This is a genomic window from Mesorhizobium sp. M7D.F.Ca.US.005.01.1.1 (assembly GCF_003952545.1).
Classification (GTDB): Bacteria; Pseudomonadota; Alphaproteobacteria; order Rhizobiales; family Rhizobiaceae; genus Mesorhizobium; species Mesorhizobium loti.
The window spans coordinates 1,084,605-1,109,259 of record NZ_CP034453.1; the positions used below are offsets into that span (position 1 = coordinate 1,084,605).

At 62.9% G+C, this 24,655-nt stretch carries 27 protein-coding genes and 1 pseudogene; 11 read left to right on the forward strand and 17 right to left on the reverse strand.

The features are described 5' to 3' along the window. Positions 1-100: 100 nt before the first annotated feature. Genes EJ076_RS05200 through EJ076_RS05210 form a run of 3 tightly spaced genes read right to left on the reverse strand, consistent with a single transcriptional unit; the run spans position 101 to position 3,382 of the window. On the reverse strand, positions 101-1,642 hold the full coding sequence (locus EJ076_RS05200) for a DHA2 family efflux MFS transporter permease subunit (RefSeq protein WP_126067139.1): 1,542 nt from the start codon (positions 1,640-1,642) through the stop codon (positions 101-103). Beyond that, entirely contained in the window at positions 1,639-2,925 is a 1,287-nt protein-coding gene (locus EJ076_RS05205; protein WP_126067140.1) for an HlyD family secretion protein, read from the reverse strand. Before EJ076_RS05205 ends, EJ076_RS05200 begins: the two co-directional genes overlap by 4 nt. Further along, entirely contained in the window at positions 2,918-3,382 is a 465-nt protein-coding gene (locus EJ076_RS05210; RefSeq protein WP_126070965.1) for a MarR family transcriptional regulator, read from the reverse strand. Before EJ076_RS05210 ends, EJ076_RS05205 begins: the two co-directional genes overlap by 8 nt. A gap of 176 nt (positions 3,383-3,558) precedes the next feature. Here EJ076_RS05210 and EJ076_RS05215 point away from each other — a divergent pair, with 176 nt between their 5' ends. The 3 genes from EJ076_RS05215 (at position 3,559) to yihA (ending at position 5,310) form a co-directional block, all read left to right on the forward strand. Then, a complete protein-coding gene (locus EJ076_RS05215; RefSeq protein WP_109667774.1) occupies positions 3,559-3,873 on the forward strand; it encodes a hypothetical protein in 315 nt (104 codons plus the stop codon). A 142-nt stretch (positions 3,874-4,015) separates the two neighbouring features. Further along, entirely contained in the window at positions 4,016-4,654 is a 639-nt protein-coding gene (locus tag EJ076_RS05220) for a CatB-related O-acetyltransferase (protein ID WP_164548544.1), read from the forward strand. Further along, positions 4,651-5,310 carry a ribosome biogenesis GTP-binding protein YihA/YsxC gene (gene yihA, locus EJ076_RS05225; protein WP_024502094.1) on the forward strand — a complete coding sequence of 220 codons (660 nt, stop codon included), beginning with the start codon at positions 4,651-4,653 and terminating at the stop codon, positions 5,308-5,310. The genes EJ076_RS05220 and yihA overlap by 4 nt, the downstream gene beginning before the upstream one ends. A gap of 125 nt (positions 5,311-5,435) precedes the next feature. On the opposite strand, the gene EJ076_RS05230 is transcribed toward yihA, so the two are convergent. Beyond that, positions 5,436-6,170, reverse strand: a complete 735-nt coding sequence (locus tag EJ076_RS05230; RefSeq protein ID WP_109667329.1) for a TetR/AcrR family transcriptional regulator — start codon at positions 6,168-6,170, stop codon at positions 5,436-5,438. Between the two features lie 132 nt (positions 6,171-6,302). Here EJ076_RS05230 and EJ076_RS05235 point away from each other — a divergent pair, with 132 nt between their 5' ends. Together EJ076_RS05235 and EJ076_RS05240 are read left to right on the forward strand one after the other, a co-directional pair. Continuing rightward, positions 6,303-7,502, forward strand: coding sequence for an HlyD family secretion protein (locus EJ076_RS05235; RefSeq protein WP_126067142.1), 1,200 nt, complete (start codon positions 6,303-6,305; stop codon positions 7,500-7,502). 22 nt (positions 7,503-7,524) lie between these two features. Beyond that, on the forward strand, positions 7,525-9,117 hold the full coding sequence (locus EJ076_RS05240; RefSeq protein WP_126067143.1) for a DHA2 family efflux MFS transporter permease subunit: 1,593 nt from the start codon (positions 7,525-7,527) through the stop codon (positions 9,115-9,117). A gap of 236 nt (positions 9,118-9,353) precedes the next feature. On the opposite strand, the gene EJ076_RS05245 is transcribed toward EJ076_RS05240, so the two are convergent. The 5 genes from EJ076_RS05245 to EJ076_RS05265 form a co-directional block, all read right to left on the reverse strand. Continuing rightward, complete coding sequence (locus EJ076_RS05245; protein ID WP_126067144.1) at positions 9,354-9,704, reverse strand: hypothetical protein; 351 nt, start codon at positions 9,702-9,704, stop codon at positions 9,354-9,356. A 72-nt stretch (positions 9,705-9,776) separates the two neighbouring features. Continuing rightward, positions 9,777-10,280, reverse strand: coding sequence for a peptide-methionine (R)-S-oxide reductase MsrB (gene msrB / locus EJ076_RS05250; protein ID WP_126067145.1), 504 nt, complete (start codon positions 10,278-10,280; stop codon positions 9,777-9,779). A gap of 231 nt (positions 10,281-10,511) precedes the next feature. Next, positions 10,512-11,069: a fasciclin domain-containing protein gene (locus EJ076_RS05255; protein WP_126067146.1), complete on the reverse strand. Its 558-nt coding sequence runs from the start codon at positions 11,067-11,069 to the stop codon at positions 10,512-10,514. Between the two features lie 224 nt (positions 11,070-11,293). After that, positions 11,294-12,022 carry an anti-sigma factor gene (locus EJ076_RS05260; protein WP_126067147.1) on the reverse strand — a complete coding sequence of 243 codons (729 nt, stop codon included), beginning with the start codon at positions 12,020-12,022 and terminating at the stop codon, positions 11,294-11,296. Continuing rightward, on the reverse strand, positions 12,019-12,558 hold the full coding sequence (locus tag EJ076_RS05265; protein ID WP_109667311.1) for a sigma-70 family RNA polymerase sigma factor: 540 nt from the start codon (positions 12,556-12,558) through the stop codon (positions 12,019-12,021). Before EJ076_RS05265 ends, EJ076_RS05260 begins: the two co-directional genes overlap by 4 nt. Positions 12,559-12,708: 150 nt before the next feature. On the opposite strand from EJ076_RS05265, the gene EJ076_RS05270 reads away from it, so the two are divergent. From EJ076_RS05270 to argB, 3 genes are all read left to right on the forward strand, one after another. Then, on the forward strand, positions 12,709-14,202 hold the full coding sequence (locus EJ076_RS05270) for an amidase (RefSeq protein WP_126067148.1): 1,494 nt from the start codon (positions 12,709-12,711) through the stop codon (positions 14,200-14,202). Between the two features lie 54 nt (positions 14,203-14,256). Further along, positions 14,257-14,454: an RNA polymerase sigma factor region1.1 domain-containing protein gene (locus tag EJ076_RS05275; protein ID WP_126067149.1), complete on the forward strand. Its 198-nt coding sequence runs from the start codon at positions 14,257-14,259 to the stop codon at positions 14,452-14,454. 100 nt (positions 14,455-14,554) lie between these two features. Further along, the gene (gene argB / locus EJ076_RS05280; protein WP_013528489.1) at positions 14,555-15,448 is read left to right on the forward strand and encodes an acetylglutamate kinase; all 894 of its coding nucleotides are present in this window, start codon (positions 14,555-14,557) and stop codon (positions 15,446-15,448) included. Positions 15,449-15,478: 30 nt separating this feature from the next. Here the strand turns inward: argB and EJ076_RS05285 are convergent, their stop codons facing one another. The 3 genes and pseudogenes from EJ076_RS05285 to EJ076_RS05295 form a co-directional block, all read right to left on the reverse strand. After that, positions 15,479-15,877 (reverse strand): RidA family protein, encoded by a 399-nt coding sequence (locus tag EJ076_RS05285; protein WP_126067150.1) that lies wholly within the window; start codon positions 15,875-15,877, stop codon positions 15,479-15,481. A gap of 223 nt (positions 15,878-16,100) precedes the next feature. After that, positions 16,101-17,648 (reverse strand): magnesium-protoporphyrin IX monomethyl ester anaerobic oxidative cyclase, encoded by a 1,548-nt coding sequence (gene bchE, locus EJ076_RS05290; protein WP_126067151.1) that lies wholly within the window; start codon positions 17,646-17,648, stop codon positions 16,101-16,103. 116 nt (positions 17,649-17,764) lie between these two features. Beyond that, positions 17,765-18,239, reverse strand: a pseudogene (locus EJ076_RS05295) (Lrp/AsnC family transcriptional regulator). Between the two features lie 140 nt (positions 18,240-18,379). Between EJ076_RS05295 and phhA the strand changes: the two are divergent. Next, a complete protein-coding gene (phhA, locus tag EJ076_RS05300; RefSeq protein WP_109667299.1) occupies positions 18,380-19,216 on the forward strand; it encodes a phenylalanine 4-monooxygenase in 837 nt (278 codons plus the stop codon). A gap of 53 nt (positions 19,217-19,269) precedes the next feature. Here phhA and EJ076_RS05305 read toward each other — a convergent pair whose 3' ends face one another. After that, complete coding sequence (locus EJ076_RS05305; protein ID WP_126067152.1) at positions 19,270-19,770, reverse strand: MarR family transcriptional regulator; 501 nt, start codon at positions 19,768-19,770, stop codon at positions 19,270-19,272. 94 nt (positions 19,771-19,864) lie between these two features. On the opposite strand from EJ076_RS05305, the gene EJ076_RS35105 reads away from it, so the two are divergent. Beyond that, the gene (locus tag EJ076_RS35105) at positions 19,865-20,032 is read left to right on the forward strand and encodes a hypothetical protein (protein WP_164548546.1); all 168 of its coding nucleotides are present in this window, start codon (positions 19,865-19,867) and stop codon (positions 20,030-20,032) included. Positions 20,033-20,114: 82 nt separating this feature from the next. Here the strand turns inward: EJ076_RS35105 and EJ076_RS05310 are convergent, their stop codons facing one another. From EJ076_RS05310 to EJ076_RS05320, 3 genes are all read right to left on the reverse strand, one after another. Next, entirely contained in the window at positions 20,115-21,554 is a 1,440-nt protein-coding gene (locus EJ076_RS05310) for a GMC family oxidoreductase (RefSeq protein ID WP_126067153.1), read from the reverse strand. Further along, complete coding sequence (locus EJ076_RS05315; RefSeq protein WP_109667291.1) at positions 21,551-21,745, reverse strand: hypothetical protein; 195 nt, start codon at positions 21,743-21,745, stop codon at positions 21,551-21,553. The genes EJ076_RS05310 and EJ076_RS05315 overlap by 4 nt, the downstream gene beginning before the upstream one ends. Before the next feature lie 195 nt (positions 21,746-21,940). Continuing rightward, positions 21,941-22,702 (reverse strand): GGDEF domain-containing protein, encoded by a 762-nt coding sequence (locus EJ076_RS05320; RefSeq protein WP_126067154.1) that lies wholly within the window; start codon positions 22,700-22,702, stop codon positions 21,941-21,943. Between the two features lie 160 nt (positions 22,703-22,862). Between EJ076_RS05320 and EJ076_RS05325 the strand changes: the two genes are divergently transcribed. Further along, positions 22,863-23,576 (forward strand): pyrimidine 5'-nucleotidase, encoded by a 714-nt coding sequence (locus EJ076_RS05325; protein WP_109667287.1) that lies wholly within the window; start codon positions 22,863-22,865, stop codon positions 23,574-23,576. An 88-nt stretch (positions 23,577-23,664) separates the two neighbouring features. On the opposite strand, the gene EJ076_RS05330 is transcribed toward EJ076_RS05325, so the two are convergent. Next, on the reverse strand, positions 23,665-24,510 hold the full coding sequence (locus EJ076_RS05330) for an LOG family protein (protein ID WP_109667284.1): 846 nt from the start codon (positions 24,508-24,510) through the stop codon (positions 23,665-23,667). Positions 24,511-24,655 lie beyond the last annotated feature (145 nt).

Consider the following 24,655-nt stretch of genomic DNA (forward strand, 5'->3'; position numbering starts at 1 on the left):
GAAGTCGTACCGGCATCGGGCCGGGGTCCTGTAGTCACTCACAGGACCCCGGTTTCTTTTGGCGGGCTTGGCCAGGCAAGCCGGCCCGGCCGCCAAACCATCATTCCATGACCGCGCTGTGGTCGACCTTGGCCGGCGTCGCCGGCTTGCGCAGCAAGAGAACCAGCGGAATGGCGGCAAGCGACAGGATCATCATCAGCTTGAAGTCGTTCATATAGCTGATAACAGTCGCCTGCAGCGTCACCACGCCGTCGAGCGCGGCACGGCCGGCGGCGCTGTAGGGGTCCATCGCCTGGAAGATTGCCGGATTGCCGAACGCTTGGTTGTAAGGCGTCACATAGGTGGCGATGTTGGCGTGGTTGATCTGCACGTTCTGCGTCAAAAGCGCGGTGACGACGGATATGCCGACGCTGGAGCCGATGTTTCGCGACAGATTGTACAGCCCGGTGCCTTCCGCGCGCCGCTCCGGCGCCAGCGTGGCGAAGGTGATGGTGGTCAGCGGCACGAACAGGAAGCCCAGCCCCGCGCCCTGGATGAAGCCGGTGCTGATGATCGTCCATTGCGAGACATCAGGGGTCCAGCCGGTCATGTCGTACATCGCCCAGGCGGTGACCAGCAGACCGGTCAACAGCAGCCAGCGCGTGTCCACCTTGCCGATCAGCCTGCCGACCAGGAACATGCACGCCATGGTGCCGAGACCGCGGGGCCCCATGACGATGCCGGCCGTCACCACCGGATAGCCCATCAGCGTCTGCAGATAGGGCGTCATCAGGGCCAGCGAGGCCAGATAGGTGATGCCGATGATGAAGATGAAGATCATGCCGACGGCGAAGTTGCGGTCGAGGAAAAGCCTCGGGTTCACGAACGTGTTGCGGGCGGTGAAGGTGTGAACGAGGAAGATGTAGAAGGCCGACGCGCAGATCAGCGCCTCGACGATAATCTCGGAGGACGAGAACCAGTTGAGCTGCTCGCCGCGATCGAGGAACATCTGCAGCGATGCGATGGTGACGCTGAGCATGCCGAAGCCTAGCCAGTCCAGCCTCGCCTTGAGATCCGTCTTGGTTTCCTGGACGAACATCGACACGCCGGCGAAAGCCAGGGCGCCGATCGGGACGTTGATGTAGAAAACCCAGCGCCAGCTGACATTTTCGGTCAGCCAGCCGCCGATGACCGGCCCGAGCACCGGCCCGACCATCACCGAAACGCCGAACAGCGCCATCGCCGAGCCGCGCTCTTCGACGCTGTAGATATCGAGCAGGATGCTCTGCGCCAGCGGCACCAGGGCGGCGCCGAACAGGCCTTGCAGCAGGCGGAAGCCGACGATCTGCGGCAGCGACTGCGCGAAGCCGCACAGCACCGACGCGACGACAAAGCCGGTGATGGATATCAGCAGGATGCGTTTGCGGCCGAAACGATTGGCAAGGTAACCCGAAGGCGGCGTCATGACGGCCGCAGCCACGATATAGGAGGTCAGCACCCAGTTGATCTGGTCGGCGCTCGCCGAAACGCTGCCCTGGATATAGGGCAGCGCCACATTGGCGATGGTGGTGTCCAGCGCCTGCATGATGACGGCCAGGATCACGCAGGCGGTGATGGCGCCGCGATTGGCGATCACGCCACCTGTCGCGGACGCGCCGGTCATGATTTTTGTCCGAACCGGTTGATAAGATCGGTCACGAAGTCCGGCAGGCCGCGCGCATGGCCGGTGTCGATGCCGACCACGACGCTCATTCCGCCACGCAGCGGCGGCTTGCCCCGGAGATCTTCGACCGTCACGCGCATCGGAATGCGCTGCACGACCTTGACCCAGTTGCCGGTGGTGTTCTGCGCCGGAAGCAGCGAGAAGCTCGACGATGACGCCGGGCTGATCGAGGCGACCGTGCCGTGCCACACAGTGCCCGGATAGCTGTCGACGCTGATCGTCGCTGTCTGTCCCGGCCGCACATAGGTTAGTTCGGTTTCCTTCGGCTCCGCCGCGATCCACAAATCGGTCGCCGAAATCAGGCTGAACGCCGGCTGCGAAGCCGGTAGGTACTTGCCGACCTGAAGCGCGTCGACATTGGTGACGATGCCGTCGAACGGCGCCTTGACGATGGAATCGGCAAGATTGCGCTGGGCGTCGTCCACCGCCGACTGGGCCTGAAGGTAGAAGGGGTTCTTCTCCACAGGCTGGCCGGCGTCGCCGCCAAGCTGGGCAAGCGTCGCCTGCGCCTGCGCCTCGGCAACGGACACTTTCTGGCGGGCGGCAACGAGATCGTGCTGGGCACTGTCGAAGGTCGCCTTGGAGGAAGTCGAGGTCTTGAGCAGATCCTGCTGGCGCTGGAAAGCGGCCTCGTAATAGGGAATATCGGCCTGCGCCTGCTCGATCAGCGCTTGCGACTGCTGGTAGCTCGCCTGCAAGGTCAGCACCTGGTTGCGCACGGTCCCGAGCTGCGCCTGGGCCGCGGCAAGAGCAGTTTCGAAAGAGGCCGGCCGCAGCCGGAAAAGCACCTGGTCCTTCTTCACCGCCTCGTTGTCGCGCACGTCGATCTCGAGCACGGTGCCGGAGACATCGGTGGAGACGCCAAGCGACTGCGCCTGGATGTAGGCATTGTCGGTCGTCATCACCTGGCCGCCGATGACGTAGTAGTAGCCGCCGACGACCAGCGCGACCGGAAGCAGGGCAAACAGGATCGGCCGCGTCAGGCTGCGCCTGGGCTTGACCGGCGCCGGAGGCGCCACAGTGACCGTGGCTTGCTGCGGCTCTTTGGACGGAGCCTCGAGCGCCGTCGGCTCCAGGGCAACCGGTGCTTCCAGCTCGTCATCGTCGATGACGGTGTTGGGTCGCCTTTGTTCGCGTTCGCTGTCCAGCCGGATGATCTGGTCGCTCGACCGACCTGATGGTTCGGCGTCGGCGGGCTTCTTGGGTGAGGTTGATTCAGCCATGTATTTTCTCCCGGTCGACGGCAGGCTGGGCGCAAGCCGTGAGCAGATTGGATTTGATGAGGGATAGGGTTTGCAGCAGATGCAGCTGGGCATCCGCGGAAAGGCCGACGAAGGCCTCGTCACGCGTTTTCTGGCCATTGCTGCGCATGATTTCGATCAGCGGATGGGCTTGCGGCGTCAGGTAAAGCAGCCATGCCCGGCGGTCAGTGGGATTGGGCCGGCGCTCGATGAAGCCGCTTGCTTCCATCTTGTCGAGCAGCCGGGCGAGCGTGATCGGCGTGATCTCGATCAGGTCGGCGAGCTTGTTCTGGTGGATGCCTTCATGCAGGCTGAGATAGGCCAGCACCTGCCATTGGGCGCGGGTCAGCCCCGACGCCCGCGACCGCTGCTCGAACCGCTTTCGAAGCAGGCGCGCGACATCGTGCAGCACGAAGCTGATGTTGGGTGACGATGGCATGGGAGATACTGGGTTTTCGGCGTGACTTTTAGTGAGCATGCTTATTATCATCATGCACATAATCCCGCTGGACGCGGTGCGCAAGACGGACTAAGCCCGCCTGGAAAAAATGACGCATGGGCTGCGACGCAGCAGAAAGGCCCGGTGACAGGCCGTTGCCGGGCGAGGATATGACGATGAATTGGTTGAAGATCGCGATCGTGGCGGCCCTCGCAGCATGGCCTGGAATTGCGCTCGCAAAGGAGGCCGTCAGCTGCGGCGGCGCCGCCATGCTGGGTGGCGCGCAGTTGAACTGCAGCCATGTCGAACCCCAGGCGCCGCCTCAGTTTTGCACCTATAGCTGGGCTCTGCACACGCCCGCCGGCGATCAGAAAATCGTCGAAGGCACGTTCATGCTGCCGCCCGGCGCCTCGAATGTCACCGTCTATCAGGGCAGCGGTTTCGACAGTGCGCTGTCCGATCCGATCGTCATCTGCCGCGGCAGCAAATGAGCAAAGCCGTCAAGGAAAGCTCGCTCGTCAGCTGATTGGTGCTATAGGGCGGATCACGCTATTTTGAACAGGCGCATGCGGATTTAGAATGCGCCTGGCGGCCATTTCTTTGACGGACCCCAATTCTTTAACGGACATCGACATGGACGGACCCAACCCCAACATCAAGCACCCGATCCCGATGCACACCCGCGTCGGCTTCCTCAAGGGACTGGTGAACGCGCCGAACATCGAGATCGGCGATTACACCTATTATGACGATCCCGACGGGCCGGACAAATTCGCCGAAAAATGCGTCCTGCATCACTATCCGTTCATCGGCGACAAGCTCATCATCGGCCGGTTCTGCGCCATCGCCGAAGGCGCGCGCTTCATCATGAACGGCGCCAACCACGCAATGTCCGGCTTTTCGACCTATCCGTTCAATATTTTCGGCCATGGCTGGGAAAAGGGATTTGACCCGGCGACATGGTCGAAGGAAGTGCGCGGCGACACAATCGTCGGCAACGACGTCTGGATCGGCATGGAGGCGGTGATCATGCCTGGTGTGACGATCGGCCATGGCGCCATCGTAGGTGCGAAATCAGTGGTGACGCACGACGTGCCGTCCTATGCGATCGTGGCCGGCAACGCGGCCAAGGTGGTAAGGATGCGTTTCGACGACCGGACGGTCAGGCGGCTGCTGGCCGTGGCGTGGTGGAACTGGCCGGTGGACAAGGTCGGCCGCAACCTCGATGCTATCCGGGGTGCCAATATTTCTCTTCTGGAGGCAGCAGCTTGAACGCTCTGAACAGCAGCATAATCGGCACCGAACTGTTTACGCGAGGGTGGATCTTCATCCGCGGCGTGCCGGCCATGAAGTTCCTGCCGCCGGAAGGACCGCCGGAAATCGCCTTCGCCGGCCGTTCGAATGTCGGCAAGTCGTCGCTGATCAACGCGCTTGTCAACCAGAAGGGGCTGGCGCGCACCTCCAACACGCCGGGGCGCACGCAGGAGCTCAACTATTTCGTGCCGGACGGATTTTCGGGCGAGGGCGCCGACCTGCCGCCCTTGGCGCTGGTCGATATGCCCGGCTACGGCTACGCCACCGCGCCGAAGGAGAAGGTCGATGAGTGGACCAAGCTGGTCTTCGACTATCTCAAGGGCCGCGTCACGCTGAAGCGGGTCTATGTGCTGATCGACGCCCGCCACGGCATCAAGGCCAAGGACGACGAAGTGCTGTCGCTGCTCGACAAGGCGGCGGTGTCCTACCAGATCGTGCTGACCAAGACCGACAAGATCAAGACCGCCGGCGTGCCGCGGCTGATCGAGGAGACGCTGGCAAAGATCAAGAAGCGGCCGGCGGCATTCCCGTTCGTTCTGGCAACGTCGTCGGAAAAGGCCGAGGGCCTCCAGGAATTGCAGGCTGCCATCGTGCTTGCCGCCAATGGCGGCTAAGCATCTACATCTTGGAGCGTGGTCTAGGGCAATTCGAGGAAAAGTGTGAAACGGTTTTCCGTCCGGAATTGCGCCAAAACAAAGAGTTAGAGCGGTTTGCCGTTTCCGCGAAACGGTGAACTGCTCTAAGGCTTGGCCTCGATCGCAATCGTCTGATGGCCTTCTTCCGCCACAAGCCTTTCGGTGCCGTAAGCCTTCAGGAACATGCTGACGCCTGACCTGACGATGTGGTCGATCTCGTCCTGGCTGGGGGCTTTGGTGCGGTAGGCGAAAATGCACTGGCGGAACAGACCGGCCAGGCACAGTTCGGTGAACTGATAGGCGGCGAGATCGACATCGTCGATCCGCAGCAAGTCGCGCTCGATGGCGGCATCGAGAAAGGCCGCGACCTTGTCGTGACCGCGCTTGGGACCGCGTTCGTAGAACCGCGCACCCATGTCTGGTATCCGGTCGGATGCCCCGATCACCGTGCGCTGCGCCTGGATGACCTTGGCCGACGTGATCTTGAGGGCCAGCACCTTGCCGAATTTCACCAGCGTCTCGCGCAGGTCGTCGGCGTTGTCCAGAACGTCATACATGTTCTTGAAGATGGTGCCGCGCTCTTCCTCGATCAGCGCTTCGAACAGCTCTTCCTTGTTGGCGAAATAGACATAGATCGTGCCCTTGGAGACACCGGCCTCACGGGTGATGTCGTTCATCGAGGCGGCTTCGAAGCCCTTGTCGATGAAGACACGACGGGCGCCGTCGATGATCTGGCTGCGCTTGACCGGATCCTGCCCGGCCGCCGGGCGGCCACGGCGCAGGCTGTCCAGCAGGTCGCCACACTGGTCGGTTTCGACGTTGGGCGATGTCTCGGTCATGAAAGTCACACCTCGAAAATAATTCGAACCAACCGGTTCGATTGCCCTTGATATGGTCCTCTTTACGCGCTATGTCAACGGCCAGATCGAACCGAACGGTTCAGTATTATATTATAATTTTAGAGAGATGTCATGTCCTCGAACGCGCCGACCACAGCCGAAGTCCGTCCCTTCCCCAACGCCAAGGTTGCGCCGGCGACGGAAGCACCGCAAGTGCCTACCCAGCCCGTCTCGTCGCCGCCGGCAGAGGCTCCGGCCAAGAAGAAGCGCTCGGTGCGCTCCTTCCTGCTGCCGATCATCGGCATTGCCTTGCTGGGCGCCGGCGCCTGGTACGGTTACGATTACTGGACCACGGGCCGCTTCATGATCTCGACGGACGACGCCTATGTCCAGGCCGACATGGCGTTCATCTCGCCCAAGATTTCCGGCTATGTCGATCAGGTCAAGGTGAGCGAGAACCAGTCGGTCAAGGCCGGCGATCCGCTGCTCGTCGTTGATGACGGCGACTACAGAATAGCCGTCGCCCAGGCAGAGGCGCAGATTGCTACGCTGAGCAAGACACTCGACCGTATCGACGCCCAGACCGAAGCGGCGCGCGCCGCGCTGCAGCAGGCACAAGCGCAGAAGGTCGCCGACCAGGCCGCGGCCGACAATGCGGCCAAGGTGGCGGCGCGCGCCTCGCAGCTGCTCAAGACGCATGTCGGCACGCAGGCACAGCTGGACGACGCCCAGACGGCGGTGCAGCAGGCCAATGCCGCCCTTGTCGGCGCCGATGCGCAGATCGCCGCGGCGCAGGCCAATATCGGCGTGCTGCAGGCGCAGCGCGCCGAATCGGCAAGCACGCTGGCGTCCTTGCAGCTCAGCCGGGACAAGGCCGAGCGGGATCTTTCCTTCACCGTGCTCAAGGCGCCTTATGACGGCGTCGTCGGCAACCGTTCCGTCGAGCAGGGCGATCTCGTCAGCCCCGGCCAGAAGCTCGCCGTCATCGTGCCGATGGACAAGCTCTACATCGTCGCCAACTTCAAGGAGACGCAGCTTGCCCGGCTGGTTCCCGGCGAGAAGGTCAAGATCTCGGTCGATGCGACCGACGGCCAGTACTTCGAGGGAACCGTCTCGTCGCTGGCCCCGGCTTCCGGCGCCGTGTTCTCGCTGCTGCCGCCCGAAAACGCCACCGGCAACTTCACCAAGGTCGTGCAGCGCGTTCCGGTCCGCATCGACGTGCCGGCCGACGTGCTGAAGAGCGGCAAGCTGCGCGCCGGCCTGAGCGTCGTCGTCGCCGTCGACAGCCGCACCGCACCATCCGGGTCGGCATCAGCGGCCGCGTCGAACTGAGCGGCCGCCTTGGAGCAATGCCATGGCAACCGCAACCCTGACAGCAGGAGCGCCGCCGGCGAGGCCGGCTGTGCCTGACACCATTTCAACGCGGCGCGTCATCGCCTTCCTGGCGATGGTGTTTGGCATGTTCATGGCCATCCTGGACATCCAGATCGTCTCCGCCTCGCTGGCCGAGATCCAGGCCGGCCTGAGCGCCAGTTCTGACGAGATCCCGTGGGTGCAGACCGCTTACCTGATCGCTGAGGTGGTGATGATCCCGCTGTCGGGTTTCCTCAGCCGCATGCTGTCGACACGCGTGCTGTTCACGATCTCGGCGGCAGGCTTCACCGCAGCCAGTGCTCTGGCGGCGACCGCCACCAACATCGACCAGATGATCGTCTACCGCGCCGTCCAGGGCTTCATCGGCGGCGGCATGATCCCGAGCGTCTTCGCTGCCGCCTTCACCATCTTCCCGCCCTCGCGCCGCGCCGTGGTCTCGCCGATGATCGGCCTGGTGGCGACGCTGGCGCCGACCATCGGCCCGACCGTCGGCGGCTATATCAGCCATGCCATGTCCTGGCATTGGCTGTTCCTGGTCAATGTCGTGCCTGGCATCCTGGTGACGACGGCGGCCTGGACGCTGATCGACTTCGACAAGCCCAACCTCAAGCTGTTCAGCAAGTTCGACTGGTGGGGCCTCGCCGGCATGGCAGCCTTCCTGGGCTGCATGGAATATGTGCTCGAGGAAGGCCCCAACAATGACTGGCTGCAGGACCAGGGCGTGTTCATCTGCGCCATTGTCATGACCATTGGCGGGGTGCTGTTCTTCTGGCGCGTGTTCACCGCCGAGGAGCCGATCGTCGACCTGAAGGCGTTCACCAACATCAACTTCGCCTTCGGCTCGCTGTTCTCCTTCGTCATCGGCATCGGCCTCTACGGCCTGACCTATCTCTACCCGGTGTTCCTCGGGCGTATCCGCGGCTACGATTCGATGATGATCGGCGAGGCGCTGTTCGTCAGCGGACTGGCCATGTTCTTCACTGCGCCGATCTCGGGCATCCTGTCGAACAAGATGGACCCGCGGCTGATGATGATGGTTGGCTTCTTCGGCTTCGCCACCGGAACGTGGTGGATGACGCATCTGACCGCCGATTGGGATTTCTACGAACTGCTCATCCCGCAGATCCTGCGCGGCTGTTCGATGATGCTGTGCATGGTGCCGATCAACAACATCGCGCTCGGCACCTTGCCGCCCGAGCGGTTGAAGAATGCTTCAGGCCTGTTCAACCTCACCCGCAACCTTGGCGGCGCCGTTGGCCTTGCCCTCATCAACACCGTGCTGATCGACCGCAATGCCTTCCACTACGCAAGGCTCTCCGAGCATGTGCAATGGGGCAGTGCCGCCGCGCAGACCAAGCTGCAGAACATGACGCTCAATTTCGAGCAGACCCCCGGCCTGGACGCGACAAGTGCCGCGATCTCCAAGCTGTCGGGCATGGTCCAGCAGCAGGCGGCGTTGCTGTCCTTCATGGACGTGTTCTTTATGCTGACGGTGCTGTTTGCGACGCTTGGCCTGTTCACCATGCTGATCCGCAAGCCGGCCGCGGCCGGTGGCGGCGGTGGCGGCCATTGATACCAGACGTGGGCAGCGGTTTCGGGAAGCTCCTCCAGTCCACGCCCGAAAAGCTCTGACCGCGCAAAAAAACTCCGGGCCGCAAGCCCGGAGTTTTTCGTTTCCGATTAGGAATGCATGTTCTCTCGGCTGAAAGACTTCGGCCGCGTCACAACCCGCTATGATCGCAACGCCGCGACCTTCCTCGCGGTGGTCTGCATCGCTGCCTTCCTACTGGTTATGAGTTCGGACCCAGATCAGATGGTCCAGGTCCAGTCGATCGGGTAGTTGAAAATCGGGGTGAATGTCACGCCGACCGCCTCCATATCCCTGCGGCCGTCGACGACCATCTCCTTCAGGAAGTCCAACTGTGCCGCATGCTCGTCGGTGTCCCAGACGCTAACTTGCACGATCGAGCCCTTCGGCGAGACGCCTGCATAAAAGTGAAGAAGCCCCGGCAACCGTCTGATGGCCGGGATTATGTACTCCGAGGTCTTCTTGCTCGCGGCGTCGACTTCGGCGAACCGGCTCGGGTCGTAGCTAGCGCGCGAGACCCGGACGACGGCGGTTGTCGGCAATGACTCGGCCATGGTGGTTCTTTCGGTCATAGGGATCCTATCTCTTGGCAACTGTGAAACGGTCTTCCGTTCGCAATCACGTCAAAACAAAGAGAGGTTCTGTCAGGCCGTGGCGGGCTTGAAGGTCAGCGCCACGCCGTTGATGCAGTGACGCAGGCCGGTCGGCGCCGGGCCGTCGTCGAAGACATGGCCAAGATGGCCGCCGCAACGGCGGCAATGCACTTCGGTGCGGGTCATGCCGAGCGACCGGTCCACGGTCTTGCCGATGCCGTTGGCGATCTCCTGCCAGAAGCTCGGCCAGCCGGTGCCGGAATCGAATTTCGTCTCAGACGGGTAGACCGGCAGGTCGCAGCCGGCACAAGCGAAGATGCCCTTGCGGTGTTCATTGAGCAGCGGGCTGGTGCCGGGATATTCCGTGCCTTCCTTGCGCAGCACGTCGAACGCGGCCGGCGACAGGATGGCTTTCCATTCGGCGTCAGTCTTGGTGACCTCGAACTTTTCGGCGGCCTGAGCGGCCTGCGGGTTGCTCATGCGCAGCACTATTGCCGCGGCCCCGACCACGCCGATGGCGGCGGCGCCGCTCAAAAGAAAGTCGCGACGGTTCATGACCAATTCCTCCTGATGTCTCTTTGCCAAACTATACCGCCAACCGGAAATCAAAAGCCGGTGACGGTGGCCCTCGAACGAACACTCCGCGCCGTCCCACATTTGAACGTGGACGACGCGGAGTGCGCGGGTCAATTGCGGATCACGGGAGCGGGATCATGCAATCGACGGAGGGTCCTTGCTGCAAGTTCGCCGGCAGCAAGCCCCCTGTTACATCTTGGGCAAAAGAAGTTACATCTTGGGCAAAAGAACCTTGTCGATGACGTGGATGACGCCGTTGGACTGCTCGACATCGGCGATCGTCACGTTGGCGACATTGCCGTTCTCGTCGGTGACGGTGACCTTGCCGCCGTCGGCTTTGAGCGACAGCTCGCAGCCGCCAACGGTCTTGACCTTGTGCGTGCCGCCGTCGGCCTTGACCATCGCGGCGACGTCAGCCCCCATCGCCTTGGCGCCGATGACATGGCAGGTCAGGATCTTGGTGAGCTTGTCCTTGTTCTCGGGCTTGAGCAGCGTCTCGACCGTGCCGGCCGGAAGTGCCGCGAAGGCGTCGTTGGTCGGTGCGAACACGGTGAACGGGCCGGCGCCCTGCAGGGTTTCGACCAGGCCGGCAGCCTTCACGGCGGCGACCAGCGTGGTGTGGTCCTTCGAGTTCACGGCGTTCTCGACGATGTTCTTGTTGGCATACATGGCGGCGCCGCCAACCATCGGGTTTTCGGCATAGGCGGCGGTGGCAAGGGCGGAAACGGCGATCGTGCCGGCGAGCAAAAGGGTGGCGAATCTACGCATGATATCAAACTCCTCGGGTTTTCTCTTCCCATCTTTGGGGACGCGAGGAGATACGGAACAAAAATGCGCGAGTTTCAGAAATATTTTGATTTTTTATTTTATCCGGCATGCCGGAGAGATTTTGCGGCGTAGCCGCTTGCCGGCTAACATGCTGCTCATAGGCATGTGAAGCGGTAGATAGACTTCAGCTAGTCTATTTTGAGTCTGCTGGCGTCAAGAGCCGGTCAGATGCTCTTCAGATCGCCCGCAGCGACCACCGGTCCGGTCGGCTGGCCGGTCGGCGAACCGCCCGAGGGCTCGAGGCTGACGGCGAGCACCGCACCCTGGGCGAGCTTCTGCTGGGCCGCGGGCGAGACGACGATATGCGCCGTAGCGCCTGCCGGAATGACGCCCATCGAGACCGGCGGGTTCTTGCCCTCGATCATCCACAGTTCGAAGTCCTTGCCGGCGGCACGCTCACCGGAGACGTGCGACAGGCCGACTTCGTGATGCGCGGCGTCGTAGACGGCGAGATATTTGACATCGCTGCCCTCGGCGGCGAGCGACGCGACCAGGCGCGCCTGCGGCTGCCCGACCGGCGGGTTGAGGACGGGTACGGCGATGTAGATCGCCAGTGCTGCAACCGCCGCCGCGGCAAGGCCACGCCAGAAGGCCAGGCTGGACCATAGCCCGCCGCGCGATTCGGCGGGCGGGGTCACGGAAGCGGCGGACGCGAACAGGCGGCGATCGATCGCAGGCTTGACCGAAGCCGGCGGCTCGATTTCCGGATAGGCGGCGGCCAGCGGCGAAAAATTGACCTCCCAGCCGTCGACAAGGCGGGCGAAATCCGTCTCGGCGTCGATGCGACGGGAGGCGATCTGGCGTTCGTCGGCAGCCAGCACGCCGAGAACGTATTCGGCGGCGAGCAGGTCGTCGCCTCCGCGTTCCGGTCCTGTGTCTTCTGCCAGCGTCATCTTTCCAGACATTCTCTGAGTTTCAACAGGCTGCGGCGCAGCCAGGTACGCATCGTGTTCAACGGCACGCCGTGGCGCTCCGCCAGTTCGGCATAGCTTTCGCCCTTGAGATAGGCGCCCCGGACGGCCGCCGCCCGGTCTTTTTCCAGCTCATCGAGACAATGATGGATACGTTCGGATTCGTCGCTCGCCACCACCATCGCTTCAGGTCCCGGCGCCGGATCGGCCACGTCGAGCGCGGCATCGATATCGGCGGCAGGCTTGCGTCGCGCTCGTATGCGATCGATCGCATGATTGCGCGCTATCGCCACCAGCCAGGATATCGGGCTTAGATCGGAGACGGCAAAACGATCCGCCTTCGTCCATATCTTGACGAAGACTTCCTGTAGCGCTTCTTCCGCATCTCCCCGGTCGTTCAATACACGAAGACAGACGCCGAAAAGTTTCGCGCTGGTCTGCCGGTACAGCAGATCGAACGCAGCCCGATCCTTCATCGAAGTCCGGACGATCAACTTGGTGATGTCCTGCGGCGTCATCTCAGGCAAATTAGGCGATTGCAATGTATTTGCAACGGCGGAAATAACCTTGTGCACGCCTAAGCCTTGCGTGTCGCCAGCCCGGGTCTATCCGTCGATTGCCAATGAAGTCGCCACTGGCTAGCTTGCCTGAAGTGACGGGGGGCGCGCATGTCGGTTGAACATACACTGTGGGCGCAGGACGCAACCGGCCTCGCCGACCTGGTCCGCAAGGGCGACATTTCAGCCGTCGAGCTGACCGAAGCCGCGATCGCCCGTGCCGAGGCCACGCGACCCGACATCAACGCCACGGCCGAGCCGCTCTATGATGCCGCCCGCGCCCGGGCGAAGACCGTCGACCGCTCGCTGCCGCTGGCCGGCGTTCCCTTCGCCATCAAGGATCTCGGCATCGCCATCAAGGGCGTGCCGACGCATGGCGGCAGCCGCATTCCGGCATGGTTGGCCGATGTCAATTCGGTGCTCACCGACCGCTATCTCGCCGCCGGCCTCATTCCGATCGTCACCTCGACGTCGCCGGAACACGGGCTTCGGCTGATGACTGAATCCAGGGCCTTCGGCATCACTCGCAATCCCTGGAACACCGGCCATACCAGCGGCGGCTCGTCGGGTGGTGCGGCGGCACTGGTCGCGGCAGGCGTCGTGCCGGTGGCGCATGCCTCGGATGGCGGCGGCTCGATCCGCGTGCCTGCCGCCTGCACCGGACTTGTCGGCCTGAAGACGTCGCGTGGCCGCACGCCGCTGACGCCCCTGGTGAGCGAAAGCTGGTATGGCATGGTGGTCGACCATGCGCTCACCCGTTCGGTGCGCGATTGCGCATTGCTGCTCGACCTCACCCACGGTCCCGACCTTTTGTCGCCCTATGCCGCGCCGTTGCCGAAAGGCAGTTTCACAGCCGCTGCCGCGCGCGATCCCGGCAAGCTCAGGCTGGCCGTGTATCGCAAATCGCCGCTTGGCCTGCCGATCTCGGATGAGACGCTCAAGGCGCTCGACACGGCGGTGGCGCTTGCCCGCGAGGGCGGCCATACGGTCGCGGAGATCGATCTGCCCTCTATCGGGCGCGATTTCTTCGCCGACTTCTGCAGGACGGTTGCCTCTGCCGTCGCCGGCACGATGCGTGCGGAAGCGTTGCGTGTCGGCCGTTCCGTTACAGGCGACATCGAGCGGGCCACACGCGTGCTCGCCCGCTTTGGCGAAATGGTGTCGGCCGGCGAGACCTATGCCGACCTGCAGCGGCTGCATGCCGCCTCACGGCGGCTGATCGCGGAGACCGCGCAGTATGACGCCGTGCTGATGCCGATCATTGCCCACCCGCCGCTCGGCTGCGGCGCCATGGATCCGAAAGGCGCCGACGAGCTCATCGAGAACCTGCTCGACAAGCTTCATCTGACGGCCTTGCTGAAGCTGAAGCCGTTCTTCGGTCAGCTGATGGACAAGAGCCTCTGGTTCACCCATTGGCCGGCGATCCAGAATGTCAGCGGCCAGCCGTCGATCGCCCTGCCGGTCCATGTCACCGACGCCGGCCTGCCGATCGGCATCCAGGCCGCCGGCCGTCCGGGCGACGAGGAGACGCTGCTGTCGCTTGCCGCGCAGATGGAGAAGATCTCGGGTTGGCTGGGCCGCAGGGCGCCGCTGATGGTGCCTTAATCGGGGTAAGGCCTAGGCCCTTGAAAGTTCGTTATCCCGGACAATATTCGAGTGATGACCGAGCATCCCGGCTTGCCAGAAAACGTCCGAAACGCAATCCTCGCCCTGATCGACCAGTATCAGCAGCGCGGGGTTATCACGGTCGACGAACTCAATGCAGCGTTTCCGAATGCATATCATTGTAGCTCGCGGGATATCGAGGATGCCCTGCAATTGATTGCCGAAGGCGGTTTGCAGATCGAATGGGAGTAATTCGATCGCGTCGGACCTAACGGTCGCCGAACCATTTGCCCCTTGCCCAAATTCCCGCTAAGACGCCGCCGTCCTTACCGATCTCCAGGGAACCAAGCCGATGACGGAAATAACCGCCACCGCCGAGATGCAGGCCGCTCTGCTTTCGCGGGCGCTGCCCTACATGCAGCGCTACGAACACAAGACGGTCGTGGTGAAATATGGCGGCCACGCCATGGGCGATATCGAGCTCGGCAAGGCGTTCGCGCGCGACATCGCGCTCCTGAAGCAATCCGGCGTCAACCCGATCGTCGTCCATGGCGGCGGCCCGCAGATCGGCGCCATGCTGGCCAAGATGGGCATCGAATCGAAGTTCGAGGGCGGCCTGCGCGTCACCGACCAGAAGACGGTCGAGATCGTCGAAATGGTGCTGGCCGGCTCGATCAACAAGGAGATCGTCGCGCTCATCAACGCCGAGGGCGAATGGGCGATCGGCCTGTGCGGCAAGGACGGCAACATGGTGTTTGCCGAAAAGGCCCGCAAGACCATGATCGACCCGGACTCCAACATCGAGCGCGTGCTCGATCTCGGCTTTGTCGGCGAGCCGGTCGAGGTCGACCGCACGCTGCTCGACCTTCTGGCGCGTTCCGAAATGATCCCGGTGCTGGCGCCGGTGGCGCCGGGCCGCGACGGCCACACCTACAACATCAACGCCGACACCTTCGCCGGCGCCATTGCCGGCGCCTGCCAGGCGACACGCCTGCTGTTCCTCACGGACGTGCCGGGCGTGCTCGACAAGAACAAAAAGCTGATCGACGAACTGACCGTGGCCGAGGCTAAGGCGCTGATCAAGGACGGCACGGTGTCGGGCGGCATGATCCCCAAGGTCGAGACCTGCATCGAAGCGATCGAGCGCGGCGTCGAAGGCGTCGTCATCCTCAACGGCAAGACGCCGCATGCGGTGCTGCTCGAACTCTTCACCGAACACGGCGCCGGCACGTTGATCGTGCCCTGAGCCAACCCTTTGGTCGCTTGCCGCCAGCGATCAGGCAGGCTGCGACAGGCGCGCAATGACCTTGATCTCGAAATCGAAGCCCGCCAGCCAGTTCACGCCCACCGCGGTCCAGTTCGTGTAAGGCGGTTCACCGAACACCTTCAGCCTAACGGCGTCGATTGCCTGCCACTGCGCGGCCGGATCGGTGTGGAACGTGGTCACGTCGACGATGTCGTCGAACGTGCAGCCGGCGGCCCTCAGCACCGCCGCGAGGTTGTCGAAGGCAAGCTGCACCTGCTTTTCGAAGACCGGCTCGGGCGACCCGTCCTCGCGGCTGCCGACCTGGCCGGAGACGAACAGAAGGTCGCCCGAGCGGATCGCCGCCGAATAGCGGTTGATCTCATAGAGGGCCTGCCGGCCGGCGGGGAAGATCGCGTCGCGTTTGGTCATAGTTTCTCCATTCAAAACAAGGCAGGCCAGACCTCCGGACGATCGCGACGGGGTTCGCCGAAAGGGCGAGAGCCGTCCGCAAGGTTCAGGGTTTTGGATCGCTGCACTCCAACATCGGGGACGGTTATTGACATACGTCCCGTATGTCGGATGTGGGTGCATACGCCTCGTATGTCAATACGCATACGTCGCGTATGATTTCTTTAGGAAATAGCCAAGGCCTTCAGGCGCGCGGCGAAATCGGAATCGCGGGCGGTGTCAGCTTGCGCACCGAACGTCGAACGGTCATCGATTCCTCCTCGGCGTCCTGCGGCGCGCCCCAGAACTCGGCCAGCGTCGGGCCGTCTTTCACCCTGATGTCGCGGACCAGAAATCCCCAGACCTCGCGGAACCAGACGCGGCGGCCCATCTGCGTGTACCAGCGCATCGAATGGCGCTGCTCGGGATCTTTGTGGAACAGGATGCGCGCCAGCGCCTTCGGCCGCGATTGCACCGCCAGCTCGATCAGCTTGACGCTGAAGAACAGCATCCACGGCTTCAGCCGCGTCATCTGCAGCACCTGGTGCTTGTAGTCCCACAGGCGGGCATCCCGCTGGATCACCTTGCGATCCCGCGCGATCCGGAAGAACGGCGTCCAGCGATGCGGTGTCACGTAGAGCGCCTGAATCTGGTCCGGGTCGTAAGCGATGAGCTGACGAAAGCCGCGCCACAGGTCGCGAAAGCCCTCATCCTCGAAGCCGGCCACCCAGGTCGCCATCGACAGGATGTCGTGCAGGCGCAACAGCCTTATCGCTTCGCGATCGGATGAGGTGCTGCCGCCCTTGCGGATCAATTGAAGCGTCTGTTCGTCGGTGTTCTCCATGCCGAGCAGCCAGCGGATGACACCGGCCTTGCGGTAGAGATGCAGGATGTCGGCATCGCGCACGATGTCGTCGGCGCGGGTCGAGCCGACGATCAGCACCGGCACGTTCTCGGCGATCAGGGCGTCGAGAAAGGCGCGCCAGGCTTTCTTCGAAACCGTCGGATTCTCGTCGGCAAAATTGATCAGCTCGACGCCGTGTTCGCGGTGCAGCCAGGCGATTTCTTGCGCGAATTTCACCGGATCGCGATGCCGCCAGCGGGTCCAGAAGCCGCGCTGGCCGCAATAATTGCACAGATGCGGGCAGCCGCGCGAAAACTGCATGACGACGGCCCGCTTGCCGCCCCAGTAGCTGTAGTGCCTGTGGTCGATCAGCTCCCAGCCGACGCGGTAGGCGTCGAGGTCGGCAATGGTCATGGCTGGCTGCGTGGCGAAGGGACGGCGCAGATCGTCGCGAAAGGCGATGCCGGCCACGCTCGCCGGTAGCTGGCGCATCTCCAGCGCCTCGACCAGCGCCACCACGGTTGCCTCGCCCTCGCCGCGCACGATGAAGTCGAAGGCATCCGTTTCAGCCAGGATGTCGCGCCAGTGATAGGTCGGAAAGACGCCGCCATAGATGATGATGGTCGCCGGCTCGCGCTCCTTGATCATCTCGGCGATCAGCAAGGCGGTCGGGTGCGCCGAGGTCGAGCCGGAATGGCCGATCAGGATGAAGTCGGGGCGATCGGCGAGCGCGTCGCGCACCACACTGTCGAGCGGCATCGGCCCGAATTCGGCGTCGACGAGCCGCACCTCATGGCCGGCATCGATCAGCGGGCCGCCCAGCGCCAGCAGGCCGAGCGGCGGCAAATGATCGTCGGGCACGCGGCTTCCGATGGCGGTGTGCGGCGGATTGATCAGGACGATTTTCATGACGGACCTCCCGGGCAGTTGGTCCGCGCAAGCTGGCCGGCGATGTGGACACGCGCTTGGCCCGTTTCAGCAGTTTGCGTGCAGCTTTTCCCCAAGGAGTGCGAAGGCAGGCATTGTCACCGCCGGAGGTGGGCGAGCGGCACGTGGCCGGGTCCCTTGATGTTCTGCAGCACCAACTGGGTGTGGACGTCGCGCACGCCGTCGAGCCGCATCAGCCGGTGCATGACGAAGGCGTTGAGCTCGTCGACCGACGGCACCATGACATGCAGCAGGAAATCGTGGTCGCCTGTCATCGTCCAGCACGAGGACACCTCGTCCATGCGCTGCACCAGCGATGAAGCTTTCGGGCGAGCCGTCGCTGTGGCTGACAAGGCGAACCTGGATGAACACCTCGACCATCAGCCCGACCGCACGGCGGCTGATCACCGCGGCAAAGCCCTTGATGATGCCGGCCTCCTGCAGCGCTTCGAAGCGCCGCGCGCACGGCGTCGTCGACAGGCCGATCTCCTGCGCCAGTTCGGACACCGGCTTGCGCCCGTCGCGCTGCAAGACATCGAGCATCTTGATCTCGAAATCATCGAATTGAGGCATTTTCACTCCTTTGATGCGTTTTCTGAGTGAATGTTATCCCGATTCCCGCATTCGAGCCATCATCAAAACCGATTTGCCTCGGCAAATCCGGTTAGCCTTTCAGCACCATTCGCCATTCATGATTTGCGAGGAGAAAAACCATGACGACGATGAGCGTTGCCGAATATGCCCGCGACTGCGCGGCGCAAGGGTTGCGCGGCGACTACTCGGTCTGCCGTTCCGATTTTACCGTGGCGCAGGGTTACGACTACAGCGCCGAAGAGCAGGCGGTGTGGCGCACGCTGTGCGACCGCCAGACCAAACTGACGCGCAAGCTCGCCCACCATTCCTATCTCGACGGCGTCGAGAAGCTCGGCCTGCTTGATCGCATCCCCGATTTCGAGGAGGTCAGCGCCAAGCTGCACAAGCTGACCGGCTGGGAGATCGTCGCCGTGCCGGGGCTCATTCCCGCAGCCCCGTTCTTCGACCATCTCGCCAATCGCCGCTTCCCGGTCACCAACTGGCTGCGGACCCGGCAGGAACTCGACTACATCGTCGAGCCCGACATGTTCCACGATTTCTTCGGCCACGTCCCTGTTCTGTCGCAGCCGGTGTTCGCCGATTTCATGCAGATGTATGGCCGCAAGGCCGGCGACATCATCGCGCTGGGCGGCGACGAGATGATCACCCGGCTCTACTGGTACACGGCCGAATACGGCCTGATGCAGGAGGCCGGCCAGACGCTGAAAGCCTTTGGCGCCGGCCTGATGTCGTCGTTTACCGAATTGCAATTCGCGGTCGACAGCAAGGACGCTCACCACGTGCCCTTCGACCTGGAAACGGTGATGCGGACCGGCTACGAGATCGACAAGTTCCAGCGTGCCTATTTCGTGCTGCCGTCGTTCGACGCCTTGCGCGATGCCTTCCAGACTGCCGACTTCGAGGCGATCGTCGCCCGCCGCAAGGGCCAGCCGGCGCTCGACCCGGCAACCGTCTAGCTTTCCGCAAAAGCGTGTCTCCCCCCTCGATGAGGCGGGAGCCATCGGCACTCCTATCGCCCGTTTGGAGTGTCGGGCCCCTCGGCCTTCAGCCGCGCCAGCTGGTCGCGCTGCAGGTCGAGTGCGGCGTTGACGAAGCGCGATATGGTGGCGAGCTCTGCGTCGCCGAAGCTGGCGATCACCCTTTCGCCTTCCCGCGCGATGGCACCGTAGTAGCGCGCCGACAGTTCCCGCGTGGCCTCGGTCGCCTCTATGACCACCTTGCGCCTGTCCTCAAGACTGCGCATGCGCGTCAGCAGGCCGCGCGCTTCCAGCCGGTCGATCAGCGCGGTCACCGCAGCCGGTGTCAGCCCGGTTGCGGTGGCGATCGCGCCGGCCGATTGCGGGCCGCCATGGAGCAGCCCGATGCAATGGCGTTCGGCCATGTTCAGCCCGAGCTTCACCCCCACCGCTTCGTCATATGCCTGCGTCGCGTCCTGCCACTGCATGATGGCAAGGCCGATGGCCTTCGTCAGTTCGGCACGATTCCCGATTGACGAATTTACTTCGATCATCTAATTATCAATCCGTCTAACATTTAGACTATCGCAGCAATATGCGGCCGCACTGCCTGCAAGGCAAGAGCCGGCCGCCGACAAGGAGTGAAAAATGAGCTTGATTCAACAGCGCGCGCCGCTCTCGCATGAGGAGGAGTTCAAATACGCCAAGCTGGCGATGGAATGGTATGGCTGGGGCTCTCCCATCGGCCTCGGTATTCTGCTCGTGTCACTGGCGGCCGCGGCTGTGTTGGTGCGCATCGCCGTCTACGGCTTTTGAGCCATGCCGCGCATCTGCCGGCGCCATCACGGCGCCGGCATTGTCGGCATGCCTTGAAATTCAGCACGTTGCCGTGGGACCGTCAGACGGTGACCACCTTGCTCAGATGGTCGCCCAGCCGGCAGGCCAGCGCGGTGATCGTTGTCGTCGGGTTGCATTGGCCCGATGTGCAGAACACCGAGGAGCCACCGACATAGAGATTGTCCATGCCGTGCACCTTGCAGTTGGCGTCGACAACACTCTTGCTGATGTCGGTGCCCATGCGCGTGCCGCCCATGTGGTGATGGCCCGCCGTCTCGTCATTGGTCGGATAGTCCTGACCATTGCTGATCCAGTCGGCGATGCGCACCCGGCCGAGGTTCTTTTCGATCAGCGTCGTGCCGAACAGTCTGAGCCCTTCGAGCAGGGTGCGATGTTCCAGCTCGGATTTCTTCCAGTGCAGTTCGATGCGCGGTGCGCCGGCATGATCGACATCGGTCTTCGACAGCTCGATCTGGTTGGAGGCCAGCGGCGCCTGTTCCCAGGCGACGTAGAGCTGGGCAGCGCAGCGCAGCCTCTGGCTGAGCTTGGAGGACATCCACTCGGCCATGTTGGGCGCCGTGCAGGCGAGGTCGGCGATAAGGCTCTTGACCCCCGGATACGGCGTCTCGATCAATCTGATGCCGAAATTCATGATCTGCAGCCGCTCCATGGCGGCAAGTGTCGGCGAGAAGAAGGCCTCGTTGACGGCGTCGACCTCGAACGCGTTGTAGTCGGCCAGGATGGCATTGCCGCCCTCGAAGGTCGGATGCTCCATCCAGTAGCGGCCAAGCGCTGCCGCATTCGGCACGACGCCGCCGTTCGAGCGCTGGTTCGACCACAGAAGCAGCCGCGAATTCTCCAGCCCGCCGGTGCAGACGATGAAATAGTCCGCGCTGAAGGAGCCGGCATCCTGCCCGTTCGACCACAGTCTGGCGCCCGTCACGCGTTTGCCGTCGCCGACAAGTTCAGTGACGCATGTGTTGAGCACGACCGCGATGTTCTTGGCTTTGTCGAGTTCGTCGCCGAATTTCTCGGCGAAGCGCACAGCCGGGCTCTTGATCAGCTGCACCCAGCGAATGTCGTCCGAGATCGGCATGTCCGGCCGGAAGGCCGGAAGGTCGAGAATATCGCGCACTTCCGGCAGATAGGGCTCTATGTCGGTGCGGCGGATCGGCCAGCCCGTATCGGGCACCCAGGCCTTCGGCTCGAAATCCTGTTTGTCGAGCACGCGGCACCAGCCGGCCCAGTGGTTGGAACTGCCACCCATGAACCGCAGCCGGGTGATGTCGAGATCGAAATAGAAATCGCCGACCGTGGTGCCACGGTAGAAATCCTGCGACTCGTCGCTGAACTCACGCGCGCCGGCCTCCAGCACCACGACCGGAATGCCGGCGGCGCCAAGCTTGCGGGCAATGGTGGTGCCGGCCGGGCCGGAGCCGAGGATGCACACCTTTGGGGTGAAGTTCGCGGCGCGATACGCCTCGTAGCTGTCGAAGATCATGCCAGGTCACTCCGCTTCAGGATCCAGCCATTGACCTCGACGATCTCGCTCGGGTCGGCCAGGGATGCACCGGCATGGGATGGATGGGCGGCATCGGCATCAGGCAGCTTGCGGAACAAAGACAGGGCAGGCAGTGCGATCAGCGCCTGCACGATCGCGCGGCGTGACATTTTTTTGATGAGGAAACTCATGACGGTCTCTCGGGTGGGAGCTTCGACAATGCGTGGCATTCCTGGAACGGCAGTTCCCGGAACGACACATGCATCGCCGCAGAAGCCAGTATCGTGCCAAGTCTGGCCGCAAAGCAGTGAAAACCCGGCTAAACGGTGCAACCGAGTGCAAACAGCGTTAGAATTTCCTTAACGATCTGGTTGTGGCGGATCGGATCACGCCGCTGCGGAAATGTCCGTATCGAGGATCGTCAGGTTGCGGCCCTGATGCTTGGCCTGGTAGAGGCGCCGGTCGGCGGCGCGCATCAGGTCCGATACGCTGACATCGTCGCCACAGACGGTGCCGCCGATGCTGACCGTGAGCGGAATGGTCCGCTCGTCGACGGGCCGGAAGCGGATCAGCTCGACTTCGCGGCGAATGCGCTCGGCGACCCGCTTGGCCTCCTGCTCGGTGGCGCCGATCAGGAAGGCGCCGAACTCCTCGCCACCGATGCGGCCGAGCACATCGCCGCTGCGCACGCCGCGCTGGATCGCGCTGGCGATCAAAAGCAGCGCGTCATCGCCGGTCAGGTGGCCAAAATTATCGTTGATCTTCTTGAAGTGGTCGGCGTCGATGATCAGCAGCGCGCCGCGATCGGACTTGCGGCGCGAACCGTCGAGCGCGGCAAAGAAGCTTTCCCGGTTGAGCATGCCGGTCATGTCGTCGCGGCTCGCCTTTTCCGCCAGGCGGCGATGCGCTGCGGCGAGCTGGGCATGGGCGCGGGCAAGTTCGCGATGTGCGGTTTTCAGTCTGTCGCTTTGCCAGAAAGTACTTGCGCTGGCGGCCCATGCCAGCACCAGAGGACAGAGCGTAGAAGACAGCCAGATCGTGCGGTTTACCGGAAATCCCATCGCCGGAACGATGATCAGCGTCAGCAGGAGAGAGGCCGCGACAGAGGCGAAAGCAACGGCGGCGGATCTAAGAATTATGCTGCTCATTGCTTGCTCCCACAAGACTGTCTCTGTGCCAGCAAGCCCTGAAGGTCACCTTTCCCGGATGCATAAAATTTGAATCGTGAGGCGATTTACGCAACCTCAACGAGTAGAAGTTGTGGATAAAGTCGCTTCCGGAATGCCCGTTTCATGCCATAAGGAGCGCATGACCACGCTCCCCGACCCCGCGCGCTTCGCCCATGTCACCGACTGGGTGTTCGATCTCGACAACACGCTCTATCCGCACCACTCGAATCTGTTCTCGCAGATCGACGTCAAGATGACGGCCTATGTCGGCGAACTCCTGGCGCTGCCGCGCGACGAAGCGCGCAAGCTGCAGAAGGAACTCTACCGCGAATATGGCACGACGCTGAACGGGTTGATGACGCGTCATGGCATCGACCCCGACGATTTCCTCGAGAAGGTGCATGACATCGATTATTCATGGCTGGTGCCCGATCCCGTTCTCGGCACCGCCATCCGCCAGCTTCCGGGCCGCAAGTTCATCTTCACCAATGGCGACCGCAGGCATGCCGAACGCACCGCGCGCCAGCTCGGCATTCTCGACCATTTCGACGACATTTTCGATATCGTCGCCGCCGGGCTCAATCCCAAACCGGCGCGCCAGACCTACGAGAAGTTCGCCGAGCTCCACGCCGTCACCGGCCACAATGCGGTAATGTTCGAAGATCTTGCCCGCAATCTTTCGGTGCCGAAGTCGCTCGGCATGACCACGGTGCTGGTGGTGCCACGCAATTTCGAGCCGACCTTTGCCGAGATCTGGGAGCGCGACCCGGCCAATGAGGATGATGTCGATTTCGTCACCGACGATCTTGCGGGGTTTCTGACGGCGATTGTGGAGACGGGGGTAGGGAATTGAAGATTTGAAGAACTGACGAATTGGGGAATCGATCCGGAACGCGCAATCCCCCTCATTCTTCAATTCCCCAGTTCTCCAATTCCCAGCCCTACTCCCCTAACTTGTAGAACCGGCTGATAATCCCCCAGGCCTCATCGGCGGTGTCGACGAAGTCGATGATGTCCTGGTCGCCGGGGCTGATCGTGCCCTGCTCGGCGAGGAAATCGAGATCGATCGCCCGCTTCCAGAAGGATTTGCCGAACAGGATCACGGGCACGCGCTCCATGCGTCCGGTCTGGATCAGTGTCAGCGTCTCGAAGAACTCGTCCATCGTGCCGAAGCCGCCGGGAAACACCGCCACGGCCTTGGCGCGCATGACGAAATGCATCTTGCGGATGGCGAAATAGTGGAAGTTGAAGCAGAGCTCCGGCGTCACATAGATGTTCGGCGCCTGCTCATGCGGCAGGACGATGTTGAGGCCGATCGACGGCGCGCCGACATCGTCGGCGCCGCGATTTCCCGCTTCCATCACGCCGGGCCCGCCGCCGGTCACGACGACATATTCACGATAGTATGAAGCAGCCGACTGCCGCGAGCAGAGACGCGCGAATTTGCGCGCCTCCTCGTAGTATTTGCTGTTTTCCTCGAGGTTCTTCCTCTGCGTCTCGTTCTTGGCCGCCCAGGCCTCGCCGCCGGGTTCCGGCAGGCGTGCGCCGCCGAACAGGATCACCGTCGAACGGATGCCGCGTTCGGCCAGGATCATCTCGGGCTTCAGGAGTTCGAGCTGCAACCTGACCGCGCGCAACTCGCGCCGCGTCATGAAGTCGGGATCGTTCCAGGCCAGCCGGTAGGTCTCGGCACGCGTCTGCGGCGTGTCCGGCACGCTCTTCGACCGCTCTAGATCCTCGTCCGAATGCGGCAGCGGGGTCCACCCCGCCTTTTCCATAGGAGTCATATGCTTTACCGTCCAATTCTTTCACTTGCGCCGTCCCATGACGCACCCGCGATTGACCCTCACCAAGGCTTCACATAAGCAGGTTCCGCAAAAGTGTCCGGCGGTTTTGTGACAAGAACCTGCTACATGCAAAGACCCAGGCAGG